Source organism: Pseudogracilibacillus sp. SO10305, from assembly GCF_037072005.1.
In the GTDB taxonomy this organism is placed as follows: domain Bacteria; phylum Bacillota; class Bacilli; order Bacillales; family Amphibacillaceae; genus Pseudogracilibacillus; species Pseudogracilibacillus intestinigallinarum.
In genome coordinates this window covers 1-18916 of sequence record NZ_JAXHDE010000022.1, presented here as the reverse complement: position 1 = coordinate 18916, position 18916 = coordinate 1, and the positions used below count along the sequence as shown (strand labels likewise).

Genomic DNA, 18916 nt, shown 5'->3' with positions numbered 1-18916 from the left:
GTATATTATTATTTAATTATGGAGCGGGTAGGGGGAATCGAACCCCCGACATCAGCTTGGAAGGCTGGAGTTTTACCACTAAACTACACCCGCAAGTGGTCGACTTCTTTTGACGACATTTATTATTATATGACGGTTCAGAAATAAAGTCAACACTTTTCTATCATTTTTCTAATCGAAAAGTTTCATTGTAAGGAAATATTGTTATCTCCATACCTTCCGCATTGAAAAATTGTATTGTTACTTCCGTATCATCTAACACACTTAAAACAATATAAGAAGTTTCCGAAAAATATTTTGGTAAACGAATACTTCCTGGATTTAAGAACAATGTTTGTCCAATTTTTTCTGCATAGGCAATATGTGAGTGCCCAAAACAAACAATATTTGCCTCAACCTCTACTGCACGATATTGCAATCGCATTAAAGAATTTTTCACATCGTATAAATGACCATGTGTTACATATAAGCGGAGATCGTTAATATTTAAAATAAGTTCATTCGGAAATGAACTGTTCCAATCACAATTTCCTCGGACAATTTCATATCCATTTAACACTTGATGGTCAGTTTCAAGCTCAGAATCACCACAATGAATATAATGATCGCAAGCATGTCGATATTTAATTGTTTCCAATGGTTCTACTAAGCCATGACTGTCACTCAGTATTAAAATTTTCTTCAAAGCTGTCACCTCTTATCGCTTGTCTATGTATAACTATACTGTTTTTTCATTCACTCGTCCATTCGAACAAATTCATTTGTTACAGGATTCTAATTCACTCATTAGATTCTTTTAAAAGTTGTATTTTACGAAAGAGTGTTTAACAAGGGAGTTCAAATAACAATTGAATGTAAGCAAACAATATAAAAATTAAGTGAAATTGCTCATATCTATTTTAAAATTAAGTGTAAAAAGCCTTACGAAACATCCTTGCATGATGAAGTACCAGTAAGGCTTATACAACATGTTACATTAACCAAACTCAATATCTTTTTGATAAAAGTAATTTGGTGTCATAATATCGTTATTGTATGGTCGATGATATATATTTGTTGCTGCTGGTGAAAGTGGGGGAATGAGCCATGCCCAATTGCCAGTGACAGATCGACCGTTCTTTAATTCGTTTTTCTCAAATTGTTGGAACTGTTTTGCAGCTGTATGGTGATCAACAAGGGTGACACCGGAAGTATGATACGAATGCAATACAGCGATATTTAATTCTACTAATGTTTTGTCTAGCCAAAGTGAGCGATTTACCGTTGTATCAAGTTGCATGATTTCAGCAATTTTTGGTAATAAATTATAACGATCCTCATCAGCAAGGTTTCTTGCACCGATTTCTGTACCCATATACCAACCATTAAAAGGTGCCATAGGATAATCAATTCCACCGATTTCGAGTCGCATATCAGAAATAATGGGAACGGCATACCATTTTGCATTTAATGATGTAAAATCATATTTTGGATGTGTAATTGGTACTTCCTTGACTAAATGGTTTGGAATATCGAAAACTTTCGGTTCCTTTCCGTCTTCTTGAATGACTAAAGGCAATATATCATAATCTGTTTTATCGCCTTGCCATCCTAATTTTTCACAAGCTCGCGTAAAAGCAATCGATGAAGAATCACCAATAATTTTTCCATCTATTTCATATCCAGCATATCGAATTAATTGATGGTTCCAGATTCGCAGTGGATCCTTGCTACCTTTTCTGGCAGGGAAAATCGTAATGGTAGATTGAATCTTCCCATCATTTGTGGCGAAAGTTATATGGTTAAGTAATTTTTCATATGCTTCTTCCGCCGTGTTAACTTCTCTTGCATCAAAAATATGTAATGTATTCCAAAGCAGTCTTCCGATACATCTATTACTGTTTCGCCATGCCATTTTAGCTCCATGTATTAGTTCAAATGGTTCATGTGTATACGTATCTGTAGCAAAAATTTCTTTTTCAATTTGTTTAATTCTTTCATTTTGTTCCTCAGCAGATAAACCGAGTTCTTCGTAACAGTTTCGGATAAATAGAGTAGCTTCCTTTAGTAAGTTATTATCAACAATTGTCTTGTTCATGTTCATCCTCTCCTCCTATAAAATAGTAACATAAATATACGCATATTAGACTTACGAGTATGTATAATTAACGAACTTTCATTGTATCGTTGCCCTGTTATTAAATTGTGTGTTTTTACCTATTTACAAGTGTGTATAAGTAATTCAAAAGTAATGTAAAGTGTTTGAAATAATTCTATTTTACTATATAATGTTAGTATAAAAGATAAAAAGGAGTGGAACGATGAGAAAAATACTATTTATTTTAGTTTCAGCTATTCTATTAGCTGCTTGTGGTATAGAAACAGAAGAAAAAGACGTTGCCTCAGTAGACACGAATGATCATGAAGTGATAGAAGAAAATGATGTAGAAAATAACGATGAAGCGCCTGTAGAAAATGAGAAAATTGAAATGGAAGAAACATTAGTAGATAGAGACAATTTTCATGTAGTACTAACAGGTGTAGAAAAAGTCATTGATAAGGATTGGGATGAAGAGTATTATGAAATTAAAATGACGGTACAAAATAAAATGGCACAATCTTTTGAGATTCAGTCACATGAAGTATCGGCAGACGATGTGATGATTGATGATCTAGTGTTTTTTAGTGAAACTGTCGCAAGTGGAAAAACAGCTAATGTAACAATGAAGATTCAAAATTATGATGGAGATCTTCCAGAAATACAAGATAATTTAGAATTTGATTTATCCATTTTTACGTTAGATGAACCATATCATGATGAAAAAGAACATGTGAAAATTAATTTTTAATGTACATAAAACAGGACAGTTTCCATCATTATTGAAAACTATCCTGTTTTTTGTTGGATAGATTTGACGTACAAAAATTTATATTTTAAATGCTGATCCAGTAGCAATTCTTTCTATAACATATTTGACATGCTTTTTCATGACGGCATTCATATAAGTAATTTCTTTCATTTCTCGTTTTGTAATAAATTTGTATGTCGTAAATTTCCCTTGTTGACGTAGAAGAACGACTTGGATGTTTCGTTTATACATTTCACGCTTTAATTTTCTCATTTCGGTTCTCGCACCAGTTAATAATTGTTCATTAAATATAATGTAAGGATCCTTAATACGAAAGGGACCTTCATAAATATATTTTAAATCTAATAATAAATTTTTAATGGTTAGGTCGAGAAATAAATAAAGTTTTGCAATTTCTAAGTCAGTCATATTATCCCACCTAAAGAACGTTTGTTCTTATTATACGATATTACTTTTAAAATATCACGTTTCATAGTGTTTTGTTTACAATAATTATATTATGTATACTTCGTTATTTTTCTAATCGTATTCTCATAATGCTCACAGTTTGTTTTCATTTCGTGCTAGTAAGCTATAAGTTAACTTCCATTTTAAGAGGGAGAATAGGAGAAAGAACAATAAATTTTCACAAGCTAAAAATTCGTACGATAGTTACTTATGATGAAGGAAACATGCAAATTGATAAAGCGTTTATTAGTAGTATTATTAGATTTAAAACAAGTATTTACATAAATTAGTTATTCGTGATCACGATAAAAGAGCATGATACATATTAAGAATGGGATAAAATAAAAAAGTAACACGACAGATAAATGCTATCTCAAAAAACGCTGTATATTAGAGCTGAATATAAGAAATGAAATGCACGTTTATTCAAAAATTTGATGACCTTAAAAAAGTCGTTAATACATTGATAATAAAGGGGAAATTGAAGGTTGATGATCGAACTTTTTCCCAGCTGGTAAAAAATACTTGTTTATATTTTTGAAAAACGGTAATAATATAATGTAAAGATTTCGTATAGGTCCATATTACACAGTTGGAATTATATGAAATTTAACAACTGAGGTGAAAAAATGATTGATTTATATACAGGAGTAAAAAAGTTTCAAGAAGGTAAAATTATTCGGACATTTAAAACATTACAATTTATGGAAGATGGAAATGTTATTAAGGATGTAAACTGGCGTACGATTAAAGCGAAAGAGTTATTTTGTTATTTATTACAACATAAAAGTGCTTCTAAGGAAGAGTTAACATCGATGTTGTGGCCAGAATATGATGAGGCAAAGGCGATGCAAAATTTATATACGACAATTTATCAAATTAAATCCATGCTAAAGTCGATTGATTTTGATATTGATATTACGAATACGGTTGGTCGTTATGAAATGATTTTACGTGATGTCTCTGTTGATTTACATATTTTTGAGTCTGTATTTGATAATTTTGAATCATTAACAGAAGAAAATTATCGTTACTATGATAAGTTGATGAAGTATTATACGGGTGATTATTTGAAAGAAGAAAACTTTAGCTGGAAAGCTAATAAAAGCGAACAGTTAAAAATTTTATATATTACGATGATCAATACGATGATTGAACATTTGAAGGCAGAGCATAATTATTTTGATGCCCTTTTATTAGCGTTGACCATTCAGAAGCATTATCCAACGTTTCAAAACAACTATTTAGTATTAATGCAGTTGTATGATGCAATTGGGGAACATGATAATGTACGAATGCAATATACAAATTTAACGGAATTACTTGGAAGAAAACCGAATAATTATATTACAAAATGGTATGGTAATTGGACTACGAAACATTCAGATACAGATGACTTAGCATTGTCTAATTAAAAGCATAACCCACCTCTATTCGTTAGATGTACGTTTAACGGATAGAGGTGTTTTTTATGTCAAAATGAATAATGTAAAAATAAATATGGATAAGAACTTCTTTATCTAGCTTGACATTCATCTAAGGTTTTACTTTCTTTCGTTTTCCAGTTCGTCCATCCGTTTGTCGATGCTAGACGTACAATTGTAGCAGCGGTGGAAGGACTAGAAAAGGTATAATCCTGTTTTAACAAATCCATGTAACTTTCACGTCATAAAGATCCCATGTTTAAATAATATCACGCTTTACATCCTTCGTCTTTTCTATTATGCTATAGAGAAAAAATAAGGATGAAACTAGATGATAGGGGAAAAACGATTATCCGATAAAATTGCGACAGAAATTTTGTCGATGATCACCGTTGACCAAAGGTTTGTACCTGGTGATCAACTTCCGAACGAACTGGAATTTTCAGAAGAGTTGAAAATTAGTCGAACAACATTAAGAGAAGCAATCCGCATTCTTGTGACAAATGGCATATTAGAAATAAAACGTGGTCGAGGGACATTTGTGAAAGAACAACTCAATGTCGATCAATTAACTTCTTCTCTTCATGATTTATCTAATTTGACGATGAATATAAAAGATTTATATGAAATTCGTCTTATTTTTGAACCGGAAGCGGCATACTATGCGACATTGCGAGCGACTGATCAAGAAATTGCACAAATTTTACAATATGGAAAATTAATCGAGGAAAAAATAAATAAAGGCGAAGACCGTACGGAAGTGGAACAATTATTCCACCGAACGATTGCCCAGGCGACCCATAATGAATTTATCGATCGTCTCATGCCAGTAATTTTCCAAGCGATTAATAAAGGGGTTATTTTGTCTGAGAAAAAGACAAACGTCGTTACAGATACCATCCATGATCATCGCTTAATAATGGAATTTATGGAAGTGAGAAATGCAGAGGGTGCAAGAAATGCGATGAAGATTCACATTTTACATGCGATGAAAGATTTAGGCATGACGTGAAAAAGACAGAAACTGCTTCTTTGTCCAACAACATAATTGACAGTAGACAACGTACGTTTTACAATAAGAAGAACAAACTAAATTTTTAGAAAATTGAGGTGCGCTACAGATGAGAAGTAATGAAATTAAAATTGGAATTGACCGTGCCCCACATAGAAGCTTGCTATATGCAACGGGGAAAGTGAAACCGAGAGATTTAGAGAAACCATTTATTGGGGTGTGTAACTCATATATTGATATTATTCCTGGTCATGTGCATTTACGAGAGTTTGCAGATGTGGTGAAAGATGCAATTTATGAAGCTGGTGGAATTCCATTTGAATTTAACACAATTGGGGTAGATGATGGAATTGCAATGGGGCATATCGGAATGCGTTATTCATTACCGAGCCGTGAATTAATTGCGGATGCTGCAGAAACAGTGATTAATGCACATTGGTTTGATGGTGTGTTTTACATTCCGAACTGTGATAAAATTACGCCTGGAATGTTAATGGCTGCTGCAAGAACGAACGTCCCGTCTGTATTTGTATCAGGTGGACCAATGGAGGCAGGTGTAAGTGCTTCAGGAAAACAAATTTCTTTAACTTCTGTATTTGAGGGAGTTGGAGCACATAAAGCAGGACAAATGTCTTCAGAAGAATTGTTAGATATTGAAATGAATGCATGTCCGACTTGTGGTTCTTGTTCGGGAATGTTTACTGCTAACTCCATGAACTGTTTAATGGAAATGCTAGGGGTAGCTTTACCAGGAAATGGTACGATTGTAGCTACAAGTGAGAAGCGTAGAGAGTTAGTATACGAGGCTGCTAGACAACTAGTTCGAATGATTAAGGAAGATGTTAAACCTCGTGATATTATTACAAAAGATGCAATTGATGATGCATTCGCATTAGATATGGCGATGGGTGGTTCAACAAATACAGTATTACACACATTAGCTATCGCAAATGAAGCGGAAATTAACTATGATATGGAAGATATTAATAAGGTAGCAGAGCGGGTTCCTTATTTAGCAAAAATTATGCCAGCATCAGATATTTCAATGGACGATATTAATAAAGCTGGTGGAGTAGAAGCGATTATTAATGAGTTAATTAAAATACCTGGAGCAATGAATCCAGACCGTCCAACTGTTTCAGGCAAAACGATGCGTGAGTTAGTACAAGATTATCATATTAAAGATGAAGAGGTCATTCGTACGAAAGATAATCCGTACAGTCCAGTAGGTGGATTATCTGTTCTTTACGGTAATATTTGTCCGGAAGGTTCGGTTATTAAAGTTGGGGCAGTAGATCCTTCGATTAAAACATTTAAGGGTGAAGCAATCGTATTCGATTCTCAAGAAGAAGCCCAAGCACGTATTGATGACGGAACAGTTCAAAAAGGGCATGTCGTTGTCATTCGATACGAAGGACCAAAAGGTGGACCGGGAATGCCAGAAATGTTAGCTCCAACGTCCGCAATTATGGGGCGAGGCTTAGGGAAAGATGTAGCACTTATTACTGATGGGCGTTTTAGTGGAGCCTCTCGTGGAATTTCTGTAGGACATATTTCACCAGAAGCTGCGGAAGGTGGTCCAATCGCATTAGTAGAAAATGGCGATATAATCGAAATTGACTTACCATCACGTACGATGAACTTAAAAGTGAGCGACGAAGTATTGGCAGAAAGAAAGAGTAACTTACCCACATTTGAACCAAAAATTAAAAAAGGTTGGTTAGCTCGCTATTCTGCACTCGTTACTAACGCATCAAAAGGTGGAGTAATGAGTATTTAAATAAAGCAAAAGAAAACGAAGTTGGAATGACATAGTCTTGTACGTTGTGATACTTACCTATGTTCCAACTTCGTTTTTTTATATAGAGTTTCTCGATCTATTTGTCAAAGTTTAACTGTCAGATGAATTTTAGTCAGCATTTGCATTGATTTGAATGAAGTCTGTCCATTTTTTACTAAAAATATGTTGTAGTTACTTTTTAAAACCAAACATCTGCTAATAATTCCATAGACCGTTTACGATCCTCAGGATGATACGCGTAGGTAACGATCATCAATTCATCCACTTTACTTTTTTCCGCAAAGGCTTCTAATTGTTTTCGAACAGTTTCTGGAGAACCGACTGCTTTTACCTTTAGTGCGCTATCCGCTAAGTGACGGTTAGGAAGTTCAGTCGGGTCAACAGGAGCCTCGATATAATTTCGCTCACCAGAATATAAATTGATAAACATTTTTTCTGTTGAAGTAAAAATTCGTTCTGCTTCCTCATCTGTTGGAGCAACGACGACATTGATTGCTGCCATAGAATAAGGAGTATCAATCGTAGCAGTTGGGCCAGTAGAATCGAATGACGAGCGATAGAATGCTAATTTTTCTTCATAGTCATCTGGCATAAAATGAGTGGCAATCGAATATGGTAACCCTAACTGACCAGCGATATGGGCGCCATTCATGCTTGATCCTAGTACCCAAATTGGAACATTCGTATTCGTGGCAACTCCTGTCGTTACATTTGGGATACGAGAAGAAACTCCATCTTCACTGAACCAACCAATCATATCATATATATTATTTGCAAATTCTTGTGCATCTCCACTCGTCCGTGTAATTAATTGTGCAGTCATTCCGTCTGTTCCAGGGGCACGCCCTAATCCTAAATCAATCCGATTTGGATACATTTGTGCTAATGTACCAAACTCTTCTGCAACACGAAAATGAGCATGATTTGGCAACATGATTCCACCAGATCCGACACGAATGTTCTTTGTCAAAGATGCTGCACGCCCAATTAATAAAGGCGTGGCGACTGCTGCAAGTGATATGGCATTATGGTGCTCTGCATACCATAATCGCTTAAACCCTAATTCATCTATGAATTGAGCATGTTCCATAGAAGTATCAATTGCTTCTTTTACCGTTTGTCCCTTTGAAATGCCTACTAAATCAAGTACACTTAATGGTACGTGTTTTCTCATGTATCATCATCCTATTCTTAAAAATTCCAAGCTTATTAATATGATAATATTACTTTGTTTTATATACAACGTAACTGCTTATTGTTTATTAGTTTAAATTGAAATGTGAAAGGGTAGTTCATCATAAATAAGGCATTTTAAATGAGGAGTATTTATATGAAAAAATACTATGTTAAAAAGCGATTTATTGATCTTAAAGATAGTTATTATGTGTACAACACAGAAAAAGATCTGTTATTTTATACGAGAATTGCAAATCCATTTAGCAAATATGGGTATGACTTATGGAAAACAGAAGATGAAAGTCTAATAGCAACGATGTATCGTAAACAAGATCGAAAAAATGTAGTATTTACGATTGAAAAAGATGAAAAAGAAATAGCACGTATTCAAACGAATAAAGGATGGACAAAACATTTCTTTTCTATTGAACCTCAGGGCATTCATGTGGTGCATAATGATTCGAAATTATCCTATACATTATGGCAAGATGACGAAGAACTTGGACAAATAGATACAAAATTGCTCCGATTATCGACAACGTTTACGATCGAATTATACCCCCATGCAGAACAACTTTTGTATTTATTCATTTATTTAATTATTGTCATTGATAAAGTAGACCCTTCTATGAAAGGGTTATTGTTTAAACGTATTCCATTTTAAAAGGTTGTGGGAAGACAGGAACAACAATAAACACATCTGTTCATCAAAATTATTACCGGGATGGAACAGATAAAATAGAAAAGGACTGTGGTAACATGTCAAAAAAGGAAATTTATGTCGAGATAGAAATAGATGGTGCCATAGGAGATATTTGGGAAAAATCACAAAATCCTGCACTTCATGAACAATGGGATATCCGTTTTTCGTCGATAACGTACTTACCAAAAAAGAAAAATGATGTGCAAAAATTTACATACACAAGAAAAATTTTACCATTTGTCGAAATTAGTGGCTGGGGAGAAAGTGTTGGGGAACATACGAAAGGAGATGGGACAAAGTCGTCTTCACTCCATTTTGGTACACCACAAAAGATTTCCCCGATTAAAGAAGGACGTGGCTATTGGCAATATATCCCGAATGAAAAAACAAATGGTACGACATTTTTAACTAGTTATCGTTATGAACCGAACTATGGTATGCTAGGAAAAGTCTTCGATGCCATATTATTTCGCCCATTGATGGGGTGGGGTACTGCATTAAGTTTTGACGTGTTGAAACGATGGCTTGAAAATAAAGAGACCCCACATAGCCAATATGTACGTTTTTTTATCACGTATAGTTTAATGGTTTTCTTTGCGTTTGTATGGATGTACCACGGACTTGTTCCTAAAATAATTACTATGCATCCAGAGGAATTGAGAATGACAGGGCATTTATTTTCAATGTCAAATGGCACATTAAAAGGAATGCTTATTGTGATAGGCGTGGTGGAACTGTTGTTTGGTATAATATGGTTGCTTTATCGAAATAAACGACATTTATTCATTTTACAATGTTTTTTATTTCCGTTATTAATGGTATCTGCATTACTCGTTGATGGGACGAACGCATTTCATCCATTTAGTCCTGTCACATTTAATCTAGCATTATTGTTATTATCTTTCATCGGAGTGGCTGTCAGCAAAGACGTGCCAACCGCAACAACTTGTTTACGAAAGCGACGTGGTTAAGATGGAAAGATCCATTTATGAAAAGGAACTTGGTGATCAATTTACAAAATTGCACCCGATGTTACAAAAAAGATATGACATACGTGATGGAAAGCCTTTTATAGGAAAAGGTACTATGTATGACATTGTTGGCGGCCCCAAAATATTGTATCCACTTTGGTGGTTTGGTACTTTCTTTAAATTAGTTTTCCCAGAGCAGGGAAAGCAAATACCATTTACGATAAAAAATAAAGCATATCAAACGAAAAAAGGCGAGGAACATGTGCACTGGGAACGAGCTTTTCATTTTCCAACTAAAACTCGATATTTCAATGCAGTGATGAGCTATGATACAAAACGAAAGCTAATAAAAGACTATTTAGGCGAACCTTCTCCACTATACTCTGATCTGAAACTGACGGTTTTAAATGATGGTAGTCTGAAAATAGATTCCATCAAACAACGGTTAATTATCGGAAACATAGAAATACCACTACCAAAATGGATGTATGGAAATGCAACAGTGTATGAAGGCTATGATGAGACCCATGAATGTTATACAATCCATGTAATTGTTCATAATCGCATTATTGGAAGGGTCTTTTCTTATAAGGGGGTTTTCCATGCCTATTCGTAATTATTTTTATTTTCATTTATTCATCTTTGTCATAATCGTACTATTTACAGAGGAAATATGGCCGAATTCCTTATTATTAATCGCCCAACTTGTTTTCATACCCGTTTTATTTTTAGCAATACTAGATCGACATTCTACTTTTAAAAAAATGTATCCATTTATTGCAATCCCAACCTATGTAGCAGTTGCATGGATGTCAATTTTCCCTAGTGAATTAGATGGGGTTTTTGCTGTTTTTTATTTTATATTTACATTGTACATAGCATTATATGGGATACATAGATTCTTTTTACGTGGATTTATTCATATAGAGGAGTTTATCATTGATATTGGATTGCTCTCTCTACCTATTGGCGGTATATGGCTCATTGCATATACATTCGACATAAATACAGGATTTACACCAATCATTACGTGGCTTACTGCTATTCATTTTCATTATTCCGCATGTATTATGTTAATTTTTATTGGTCTACTAGGGCGGGTAAGTAAACGGCCAACTTATTTGTTTATTGCACCGATGATGGCACTATTGCCATGGATGATGGCTATTGGAATTACTATTTCTCCTTGGATTGAATTAGTCGGAATTATTTTCTATATTTTAACCGTTTTTATGTTATTTTATTACTCCTTACAAACGGTATATATAGCAATGATACAGAAAATATTTGTAAGTGTATCGTTTTTTTCTATTTGTATTACTATTTGTTTTGCTAGTTTATATGTGTTAACTACAGGGTTTCATTTTCAACTCGTCACGATTGATTGGATGTTAATATTTCATGGTTTCACAAATGCAGTTTTATTTGGATTTATTGGGACTGTTGGCTGGTTAATGAGTATCCCATCTAGTAGATGGCAAGCACCTACATTCCCTTTAAGTCCAATTCGAAATAAATTTAAGCCGAAAGAAGCTGACGAGAAACTTAACGGATTAGTTGATCATATGGAACTGTATGAACCATTTATTAATCGACAAACGGTAGCAAAAACGATCGTCGATTTTTATGAAAATACAAATACGTTTACATTGAAAGCGAGCATACAATGGTCACCTTGGTTTAAGCCTTTTGCATTTATATATCGACAACTTAGTCGTTTGTTAGAACAAATTAATTTACCAATATCGAGCAAACAAGTAGAGATGACAGGAAATATATATCGAGTTGATGAAGGAAACCATGGTCGGAATAATGTTCGTGCATGGGTGCGGAAAATTAAAGAAGAGATTGTATTTGTTGCACTATATAGTACGCATTCCGATGGTATAAGAACTTATATGAATATAGCATTACCTCTACCATTCACATCGATGCATGGCATTTTAGCTTTTATCCAACACGGAGAAAAAATTGAATTAACAAGTGTCCGAAAAGATGAAACGATGAACGATGTTGGGATTTATTTAGCATTTGGGAAAAATGGTTATTTTCGCTTGCCTTTAACAGAAACATTTCATTTACAAGAAATATCACCTGGAAAATTACATGCGACACATCGAATGCACATCTTTAAGTTACCTTTTTTGAAGATTACATATAATATAATGCAAAATAAGGGAAGTACCTAGGACAAAACATAGTGAAACGAAAAAGGGAATTTCGGTCAATTAATTGTTACTGGAGTTACCTTTTCTTTTTATTTGATTGATTACGTCGTTCATAAATCTACTTTGATTAGTCTCAACCAACTGAGAAAGAAATTTATTTTCGCTATCATTTCAACGAATTTAGAGTGTAAATTGCTTGTGTTCATCTATTCGTCAAACCTATGATCAATTTTTTAATAATTAGAAGCTAAATATATTCCGATTTTTTACTTGGAAAAATTTCAATATATGAAAATATACGTAGGGAAAATTGTATGTTTTTATTTTGGAATGAAAAAATATATAGGTATTAATAGGTGTTTTTGTTGTTTTATGTTTCATTATAAAAATTTTGTGGTATACCTTTTTTGTCTAATATTTTAAAGGAGGGAAGAAAGGTCGTTTGGACAAATAAAAGAAGTAGAGGAAGGTTTTATGATTTTGAAACGTACATATGTAATTTTTGCACTCGTTAGTATGCTTTTTCTTGCGGCATGTGGAGGAAATAATGAAGCAAATAGCAATAACGAAGCAAGTGAAAATAATAATAGCAACCAATCAAGTGAGAACGGTGCAGCAGATGAAGATAAAAATTATGCGGAAATGGGGGAAACATTTGAATTAATCGGCTATTACTCAGATGAACCAATGGACGTAACTGTGAATGACATAACGATTGAAAAAAAAGAAGACCATAAAGAATATATTGAAGAAATATATGGAGATTTGGATGATACTGATAGCATTGCTTTAATTGATATGACGGTTGTAAATAAAGGAGAAACAGATATCGGTTATGGTGACTTTATTCCACAATTTTCAGGAATGAATACAGAGGTCGATGTGACATATCCAGAACATGAAACATTAGCAACTGGAGACGATCCTTATGATGAAGTTATTGAGCCAGGAGAAGAATTACATTTTGTTGGTTCAACTATTTTAATTGAACCAGCAATGGAATATTCATCGGTGTTATTATTTAATGGATATGAAGCTGATGAAGGTCCGTTCGTTTATACCGTACCTCAAAGTGAACATAAAACCCCTGTTGGTACATATGGTTTAGAGGAAGAAGTATTTCCAGTAGACCATGGTGATGAAGGTGGTCTTGGTGTGACGTTCCATGATGTTTATACGGAAGAATCTGTTGATGAAATGGATAATGAAGGACTAGAAGGAGAAGAATTAACCTATCTTGCAATGGACGTTACATTTGAAAACACGACAGACGAAGCGATTAGTTATGATTATGCGGTGCCAAGTGTTCGTACAGGCAATATAGAAAACATTCTATTAGATCAAGGGCGTAGTGCCGATCGTATCGTTCCAAAAGACGGGGAAGCGTTTTGGTCATATGATGAAGATATTCAACCAGGCGAAAAATTAGAAGCAACAATCTATGCTGGTGTTGAAAAGGGGAAAGAAGACGAAGCAATCATTTCTTATTTCCCATACAGTATGGCAATTTCTGAAAGCACAACGATTAACATTGATCCAAACTAAACGCATATTTGAACAAAAAGCTCTCATCAAGAAAAACGAGCATTATAATACGTAGTGTTGGTGGAAAAAACCACTGGCACTTTTTTTCTGCATAATATTTTGATCATAATCTTTTTTGTTTGTTCATTAAAATGGAGAACAGGCATCGGTTTTTTTATAACGCTATAATAGATTTTTGAAAAAGATGAACACTTTCAGACATGATGTGGTGTTTGAACATTAAACGCTCTTTTGTAAGTTATTGAGTGAATAAGTGTAGTTTATTTGAAACATTCGCTTCTTATTTTGTTCATGCTATAATGTTGTTGATGTAAGTACATGGTGGTAGGGAGGGGAAATAGATGGCACAATTACCGAATTGTCCAGAATGTAATTCGTCTTATACATATGAGGATGGACATTTTTATGTTTGTCCTGAGTGTGCACATGAATGGTCGGATATTCCTGCAGAAGAAGAGAGTAGGAGCATAACCCGTGATGCACACGGGACAGAATTAAACGATGGAGATAACGTAACAGTAATAAAGGATTTAAAGGTGAAGGGATCTTCTATTGTCGTAAAACAAGGAACGAATATTAAGGATATTAAAATTATCGAAGGAGACCATGATATCGATTGTAAAGTTCCAGGTCATGGTAGTATGCAACTGAAATCAGAGTTTTTAAAGAAAATTTAAACAAAAATAATGATACCTTTATAGAAAACGTATTCCAACATACAAAAACACCCTTCGAGTTAGTTTTCAGCCTAACTTAAAGGGTGTTTTTGTTATTATTCTCTTATTTGTCCGTCACCTTTAATGACGAATTTTGTCGATGTCAATGCTTGTAAGCCCATCGGTCCACGCGCATGAAGTTTTTGTGTACTTATACCAATTTCAGCACCATATCCGAATTCAAACCCATCCGTAAAACGGGTGGACGCATTATGGTATACAGAAGAGGAGTCGACACTGCTTAAGAACATATCCTTATGTGTAGCATTCTCAGTAATGATCGTTTCTGAATGATGTGTTCCATATGTGTTAATATGTTCAATTGCTTCTGTCACATCATCAACTAATTTCACACTGATTTTTAAATCTAAATATTCTGTTCCCCAATCTTCCTCTGTTGCTAATTTTGCTTCTGGAAAAACTTCGACAACTTTTTCTTCGCCGACAATTTCTACTCCGGCTTCGTGCAATTTTTGTAATAGTGCTTTTCCGTTTTCTCTAAACCAATTCTTCTCCATTAACAATGATTCGATTGCATTACAAACGGAAGGACGCTGTAATTTAGCATTCATTACGATATCCGTTGCCATCGAGACATTTGCAGTTGCATCAATAAAAGCGTGACAATTTCCCGCTCCCGTTTCAATGACAGGTACTGTTGATTCACGAATGACTGTATCAATTAACTTTTGACCACCACGTGGAATAAGTAAATCCAAATATTCATTTAATTGGAATAAATGTTTTGCTGTGTCACGGGAAGTATCTTCGATTAATTGCACGGCATCAACGGTAATCGTAGTTTGTTCTAAAGCACGATGAATCGAAGCAACTAATGCTTTATTAGAATGGATTGCAGATGAACTTCCACGTAAAATAACTGCATTCCCAGTTTTTAAAGCAAGTGTCGCTGCATCAATTGTCACGTTTGGACGAGCTTCATAAATCATGCCAAACACTCCGATTGGGACTCGAACTTTAGCAATTTGTAATCCATTTTGTAAGACAGATTCCTCCAACACTTCATCAATTGGGTCTTTTAATGTAACAATTTGTCTTACTCCTTCTGCCATCGCATTAATTCTTTCTTCATTTAACATAATTCTATCCAATACACTTTTATCTAACCCGTTTTTTTCTCCAGCAGCTAAATCTAATTCATTTGCTTGTATAATTGTATCTTGATCCGTAATGATCTGTTTGGAGATTTGTACAAGTGCATCATTTTTTTCTTCTGTCGTTGCTACAGCAAGTGCATAGCTTGCACGTTTTGCTTGTTTCCCTTTTTGAAAAACTTCATTCATATCTTATTCCTCCTATAAATGTTTCATTTCAATCCAACGGTTTCGGTGAATAACCTCAACTGATGGGGGTGAAATTTTCATTAATTTACGTTGCTTTATTTCTTCAATTAAAGCATCAGATGTATAGCCAACTTCCCCTTTACCAATTAACCCTTTTGCGCCATGAACTTCAACAACATCGCCACGCGAGAAGTTTCCTTTTACTTTGACGATTCCAGCCGGGAGTAAACTTTTCCCTTTGTGCAAGATAGCATCTTCAGCTCCTTTATCAATATAAATTTTTCCAGTAGATTCTGAGTGAAGAGCAATCCATTGTTTACTTGTATTGATCGGGCCAAATGATTTGTTTGAAATATAGGTTCCATCTCCTTGACCTTCTAAAATATCTAATAAGCTAGTTTCTTCTTCTCCTTTTCCGATGAAAATGGAGACACCGAGAGAGAGGGCTGTTTTAGCAGCTTCAATTTTTGATTTCATGCCACCAGTGCCAACATTTGACCCTTCTGCTGTCGCCCCAGATAAAATAGTGTCATCAATTTCTGTTAAAAAATTATATTTTTTAGCAAGCGGATTTCGTTTCGGGTTGTCAGTGTATAATCCGTTAATGTCAGTTAAAATGATTAGTTGGTCGGCATGAATAAATCCACTAACGAGGGCAGATAACATGTCATTATCGCCAAAGGTTAATTCATCAATTACGACGGTATCATTTTCGTTAATAATAGGCACGACACCTCGATGCATTAATTCATTCATCGTAGAAAAAGCATTTTGATATCGTTCTTTTTCTGTAAAATCAGCTCTCGTTAATAAAACTTGTGCGCAAACTAGCCCGTGTGCTTGAAATTTTTCATTGTATGATTGAATTAATAAGCCTTGACCGACTGCCGCGGCTGCTTGGCGTCCTTTAATTGTAACTGGGCGAGAAGCATAGCCTAACTGTTTAAAACCTGCGGCAACTGCTCCAGATGAAACTAGAACGACCGTATGATTTGCCTTCTTTAAAGCTGCAATGGCATTCACATAAGTAGTTAGTTTTTGCTCATCTATTTCTCCATGCTCATTCGTTAAAGAACTACTCCCAATTTTTACGACGATTGTTTGTTTTTTCATTCATTGTTGCTCCTATTCTTTACACAATAAAAAAACTCTCTCGTCCTTCTTAATAAGGACGAAAGAGTTATTCTTCCGCGGTACCACCTACATTGGACTGTCAAGTCCCACTTAACTTCGTAACGTGAAGAAACGCCAACTTTTTGTTGGACTAAAAGGTAGGTTCTGTACATACTATGGCGAAACTTTCAGCAAATGTTTCACTCTCTATACATAGTAAAAATTACATACTAGTCCTTTATCATCGTTCAATTATTACAACTATAATATATGAATAATCGGTACAAATGTCAACTTATAACGTTTGTTTTCAGAAAAATTTCACAACTTTTGTAAAAATAGTTTAAATATTGGTAAGGTCATTTGAAAGAACCATTTTAATATGGTAACGTTAATATATGCATGTATGCGCTGTCATGTTTTTGTCTGACGTAAGAATGAGTATTGCATATGTGAGATCTACCAAAATTACATAAATGGAGGAGATTTTAAATGACATTACCTAAATACATCACAGACATTGATCAGATTACACAAATCCCTGAGCATGAAAGGGAAAAATTAAAACAGATTACGGAGAAATTTGTTTTCCGTGTGAACGATTATTACTTGAATTTAATTGATTGGGATGACCCGAATGATCCAATTAAAAAGTTAGTTATCCCGAATGAAAATGAATTAGAAGATTATGGACGATGGGATGCATCTGATGAAGATACGAATTATGTTGTACCAGGTTGTCAACATAAATATACAACAACAGCACTATTAATTTGTTCGGAAGTATGTGGAGCATATTGTCGTTACTGTTTCCGAAAACGTTTATTCCGAAATGATGTAAAGGAAGCAATGATCGATGTAGAACCCGGGCTACAATATATTGAACAACATCCTGAAATTAATAATGTCCTCTTAACAGGAGGAGACCCACTAATTTTAGCCGCTAGGCGCCTCGATATGATTTTTGAACGATTACGAGCGATTGATCACGTGAAAATTATTCGAATCGGTTCAAAATTACCTGTTTTTAACCCGATGCGAATTTATGAAGATCAAGAATTGTTAGATGTCATTAAAAAACACTCACAAAAAGATAAGCGAATTTATATTATGGCACATATTAATCACCCTAGAGAAATTACGGAAGAAGCATATAAAGCATTTCAAGCGTTACACGAAGCAGGTGCAATCGTCGTAAACCAAACACCTGTATTGAAGGGAATTAATGATGATCCTGAGGTGTTAGGAGAATTATTGGACAAGCTTTCATGGGCTGGTGTGACACCATATTATTTCTTTATTAACCGCCCAGTACGCGGAAACGAAGATTTTGTTTTAAGTTTAGAAGAAGCATATAATATTGTCGAAGAAGCGAAGGCAAAAACTTCTGGACTAGGAAAACGTGTCCGATTATCGATGAGTCATACAGCTGGGAAGGTAGAAATTTTGGCAATTGAAGATGGAAAAGCGTATTTAAAATTCCACCAAGCTCGTGATGGAGATTACGGTAAATTCATGGTATTAGATTGTCCAAAAGAAGCTGCATGGTTTGATGATTTACCTGGAAACGAACAATTTTGGGATCCACCAGAGAAAAAGGTGGAAGAAGTTGTATCTGTAAATGAAATGAGTGATATACCAGAACGAAGAAGACGTCGTCGAGCATAAATAAAAAACCTTTAAAGTT

Annotated in this window: 18 protein-coding genes, 1 tRNA gene and 1 other annotated feature; of the genes, 11 read left to right on the top strand and 8 right to left on the bottom strand. The window is 34.5% G+C overall.

Going from position 1 to position 18916, the window contains the following annotated elements; all coding sequences use genetic code 11:
- Positions 1 to 19: 19 nt before the first annotated feature.
- From SPD45_RS13575 to SPD45_RS13565, 3 genes are all read right to left on the bottom strand, one after another.
- A tRNA-Gly gene (locus SPD45_RS13575) sits at positions 20 to 93 on the bottom strand.
- 70 nt (positions 94 to 163) lie between these two features.
- A complete protein-coding gene (locus SPD45_RS13570) occupies positions 164 to 685 on the bottom strand; it encodes a metallophosphoesterase family protein (protein ID WP_336268316.1) in 522 nt (173 codons plus the stop codon).
- Between the two features lie 291 nt (positions 686 to 976).
- Positions 977 to 2077: a nitric oxide synthase oxygenase gene (locus SPD45_RS13565; protein ID WP_442962037.1), complete on the bottom strand. Its 1101-nt coding sequence runs from the start codon at positions 2075 to 2077 to the stop codon at positions 977 to 979.
- Positions 2078 to 2300: 223 nt separating this feature from the next.
- Between SPD45_RS13565 and SPD45_RS13560 the strand changes: the two genes are divergently transcribed.
- Positions 2301 to 2828: a membrane lipoprotein lipid attachment site-containing protein gene (locus SPD45_RS13560; protein WP_336268314.1), complete on the top strand. Its 528-nt coding sequence runs from the start codon at positions 2301 to 2303 to the stop codon at positions 2826 to 2828.
- Between the two features lie 78 nt (positions 2829 to 2906).
- Here the strand turns inward: SPD45_RS13560 and SPD45_RS13555 are convergent, their stop codons facing one another.
- Positions 2907 to 3257, bottom strand: a complete 351-nt coding sequence (locus tag SPD45_RS13555) for a hypothetical protein (RefSeq protein ID WP_336268313.1) — start codon at positions 3255 to 3257, stop codon at positions 2907 to 2909.
- A 668-nt stretch (positions 3258 to 3925) separates the two neighbouring features.
- Between SPD45_RS13555 and SPD45_RS13550 the strand changes: the two genes are divergently transcribed.
- Positions 3926 to 4711, top strand: coding sequence for a hypothetical protein (locus SPD45_RS13550; RefSeq protein ID WP_336268312.1), 786 nt, complete (start codon positions 3926 to 3928; stop codon positions 4709 to 4711).
- A gap of 101 nt (positions 4712 to 4812) precedes the next feature.
- Here SPD45_RS13550 and SPD45_RS14450 read toward each other — a convergent pair whose 3' ends face one another.
- Positions 4813 to 4950, bottom strand: coding sequence for a DUF4357 domain-containing protein (locus SPD45_RS14450; RefSeq protein ID WP_442962036.1), 138 nt, complete (start codon positions 4948 to 4950; stop codon positions 4813 to 4815).
- Positions 4951 to 5051: 101 nt separating this feature from the next.
- Between SPD45_RS14450 and SPD45_RS13545 the strand changes: the two genes are divergently transcribed.
- Both SPD45_RS13545 and ilvD read left to right on the top strand, forming a co-directional pair.
- On the top strand, positions 5052 to 5732 hold the full coding sequence (locus SPD45_RS13545; RefSeq protein ID WP_336268311.1) for a FadR/GntR family transcriptional regulator: 681 nt from the start codon (positions 5052 to 5054) through the stop codon (positions 5730 to 5732).
- A 109-nt stretch (positions 5733 to 5841) separates the two neighbouring features.
- Positions 5842 to 7512, top strand: coding sequence for a dihydroxy-acid dehydratase (gene ilvD, locus SPD45_RS13540; RefSeq protein WP_336268310.1), 1671 nt, complete (start codon positions 5842 to 5844; stop codon positions 7510 to 7512).
- A 199-nt stretch (positions 7513 to 7711) separates the two neighbouring features.
- Here ilvD and SPD45_RS13535 read toward each other — a convergent pair whose 3' ends face one another.
- The gene (locus tag SPD45_RS13535; RefSeq protein WP_336268309.1) at positions 7712 to 8707 is read right to left on the bottom strand and encodes an LLM class flavin-dependent oxidoreductase; all 996 of its coding nucleotides are present in this window, start codon (positions 8705 to 8707) and stop codon (positions 7712 to 7714) included.
- 156 nt (positions 8708 to 8863) lie between these two features.
- On the opposite strand from SPD45_RS13535, the gene SPD45_RS13530 reads away from it, so the two are divergent.
- The 6 genes from SPD45_RS13530 (at position 8864) to SPD45_RS13505 (ending at position 14773) form a co-directional block, all read left to right on the top strand.
- A complete protein-coding gene (locus SPD45_RS13530) occupies positions 8864 to 9373 on the top strand; it encodes a hypothetical protein (RefSeq protein WP_336268308.1) in 510 nt (169 codons plus the stop codon).
- Between the two features lie 95 nt (positions 9374 to 9468).
- The gene (locus tag SPD45_RS13525; RefSeq protein ID WP_336268307.1) at positions 9469 to 10383 is read left to right on the top strand and encodes a DoxX-like family protein; all 915 of its coding nucleotides are present in this window, start codon (positions 9469 to 9471) and stop codon (positions 10381 to 10383) included.
- A gap of 1 nt (position 10384) precedes the next feature.
- On the top strand, positions 10385 to 10999 hold the full coding sequence (locus SPD45_RS13520) for a DUF4166 domain-containing protein (RefSeq protein ID WP_336268306.1): 615 nt from the start codon (positions 10385 to 10387) through the stop codon (positions 10997 to 10999).
- A complete protein-coding gene (locus tag SPD45_RS13515) occupies positions 10986 to 12572 on the top strand; it encodes a YndJ family protein (protein ID WP_336268305.1) in 1587 nt (528 codons plus the stop codon). Before SPD45_RS13520 ends, SPD45_RS13515 begins: the two co-directional genes overlap by 14 nt.
- A gap of 453 nt (positions 12573 to 13025) precedes the next feature.
- Positions 13026 to 14096: a hypothetical protein gene (locus SPD45_RS13510; RefSeq protein ID WP_336268304.1), complete on the top strand. Its 1071-nt coding sequence runs from the start codon at positions 13026 to 13028 to the stop codon at positions 14094 to 14096.
- Positions 14097 to 14437: 341 nt separating this feature from the next.
- Entirely contained in the window at positions 14438 to 14773 is a 336-nt protein-coding gene (locus SPD45_RS13505; protein ID WP_336268303.1) for a zinc ribbon domain-containing protein YjdM, read from the top strand.
- A gap of 95 nt (positions 14774 to 14868) precedes the next feature.
- Here the strand turns inward: SPD45_RS13505 and SPD45_RS13500 are convergent, their stop codons facing one another.
- Positions 14869 to 16116 carry a glutamate-5-semialdehyde dehydrogenase gene (locus SPD45_RS13500; RefSeq protein WP_336268302.1) on the bottom strand — a complete coding sequence of 416 codons (1248 nt, stop codon included), beginning with the start codon at positions 16114 to 16116 and terminating at the stop codon, positions 14869 to 14871.
- Between the two features lie 12 nt (positions 16117 to 16128).
- Complete coding sequence (gene proB / locus SPD45_RS13495; RefSeq protein WP_336268301.1) at positions 16129 to 17229, bottom strand: glutamate 5-kinase; 1101 nt, start codon at positions 17227 to 17229, stop codon at positions 16129 to 16131.
- Positions 17230 to 17280: 51 nt separating this feature from the next.
- Positions 17281 to 17483: a binding site (T-box leader), on the bottom strand.
- A gap of 238 nt (positions 17484 to 17721) precedes the next feature.
- Between proB and SPD45_RS13490 the strand changes: the two genes are divergently transcribed.
- Complete coding sequence (locus tag SPD45_RS13490) at positions 17722 to 18897, top strand: KamA family radical SAM protein (protein ID WP_336268300.1); 1176 nt, start codon at positions 17722 to 17724, stop codon at positions 18895 to 18897.
- Positions 18898 to 18916 lie beyond the last annotated feature (19 nt).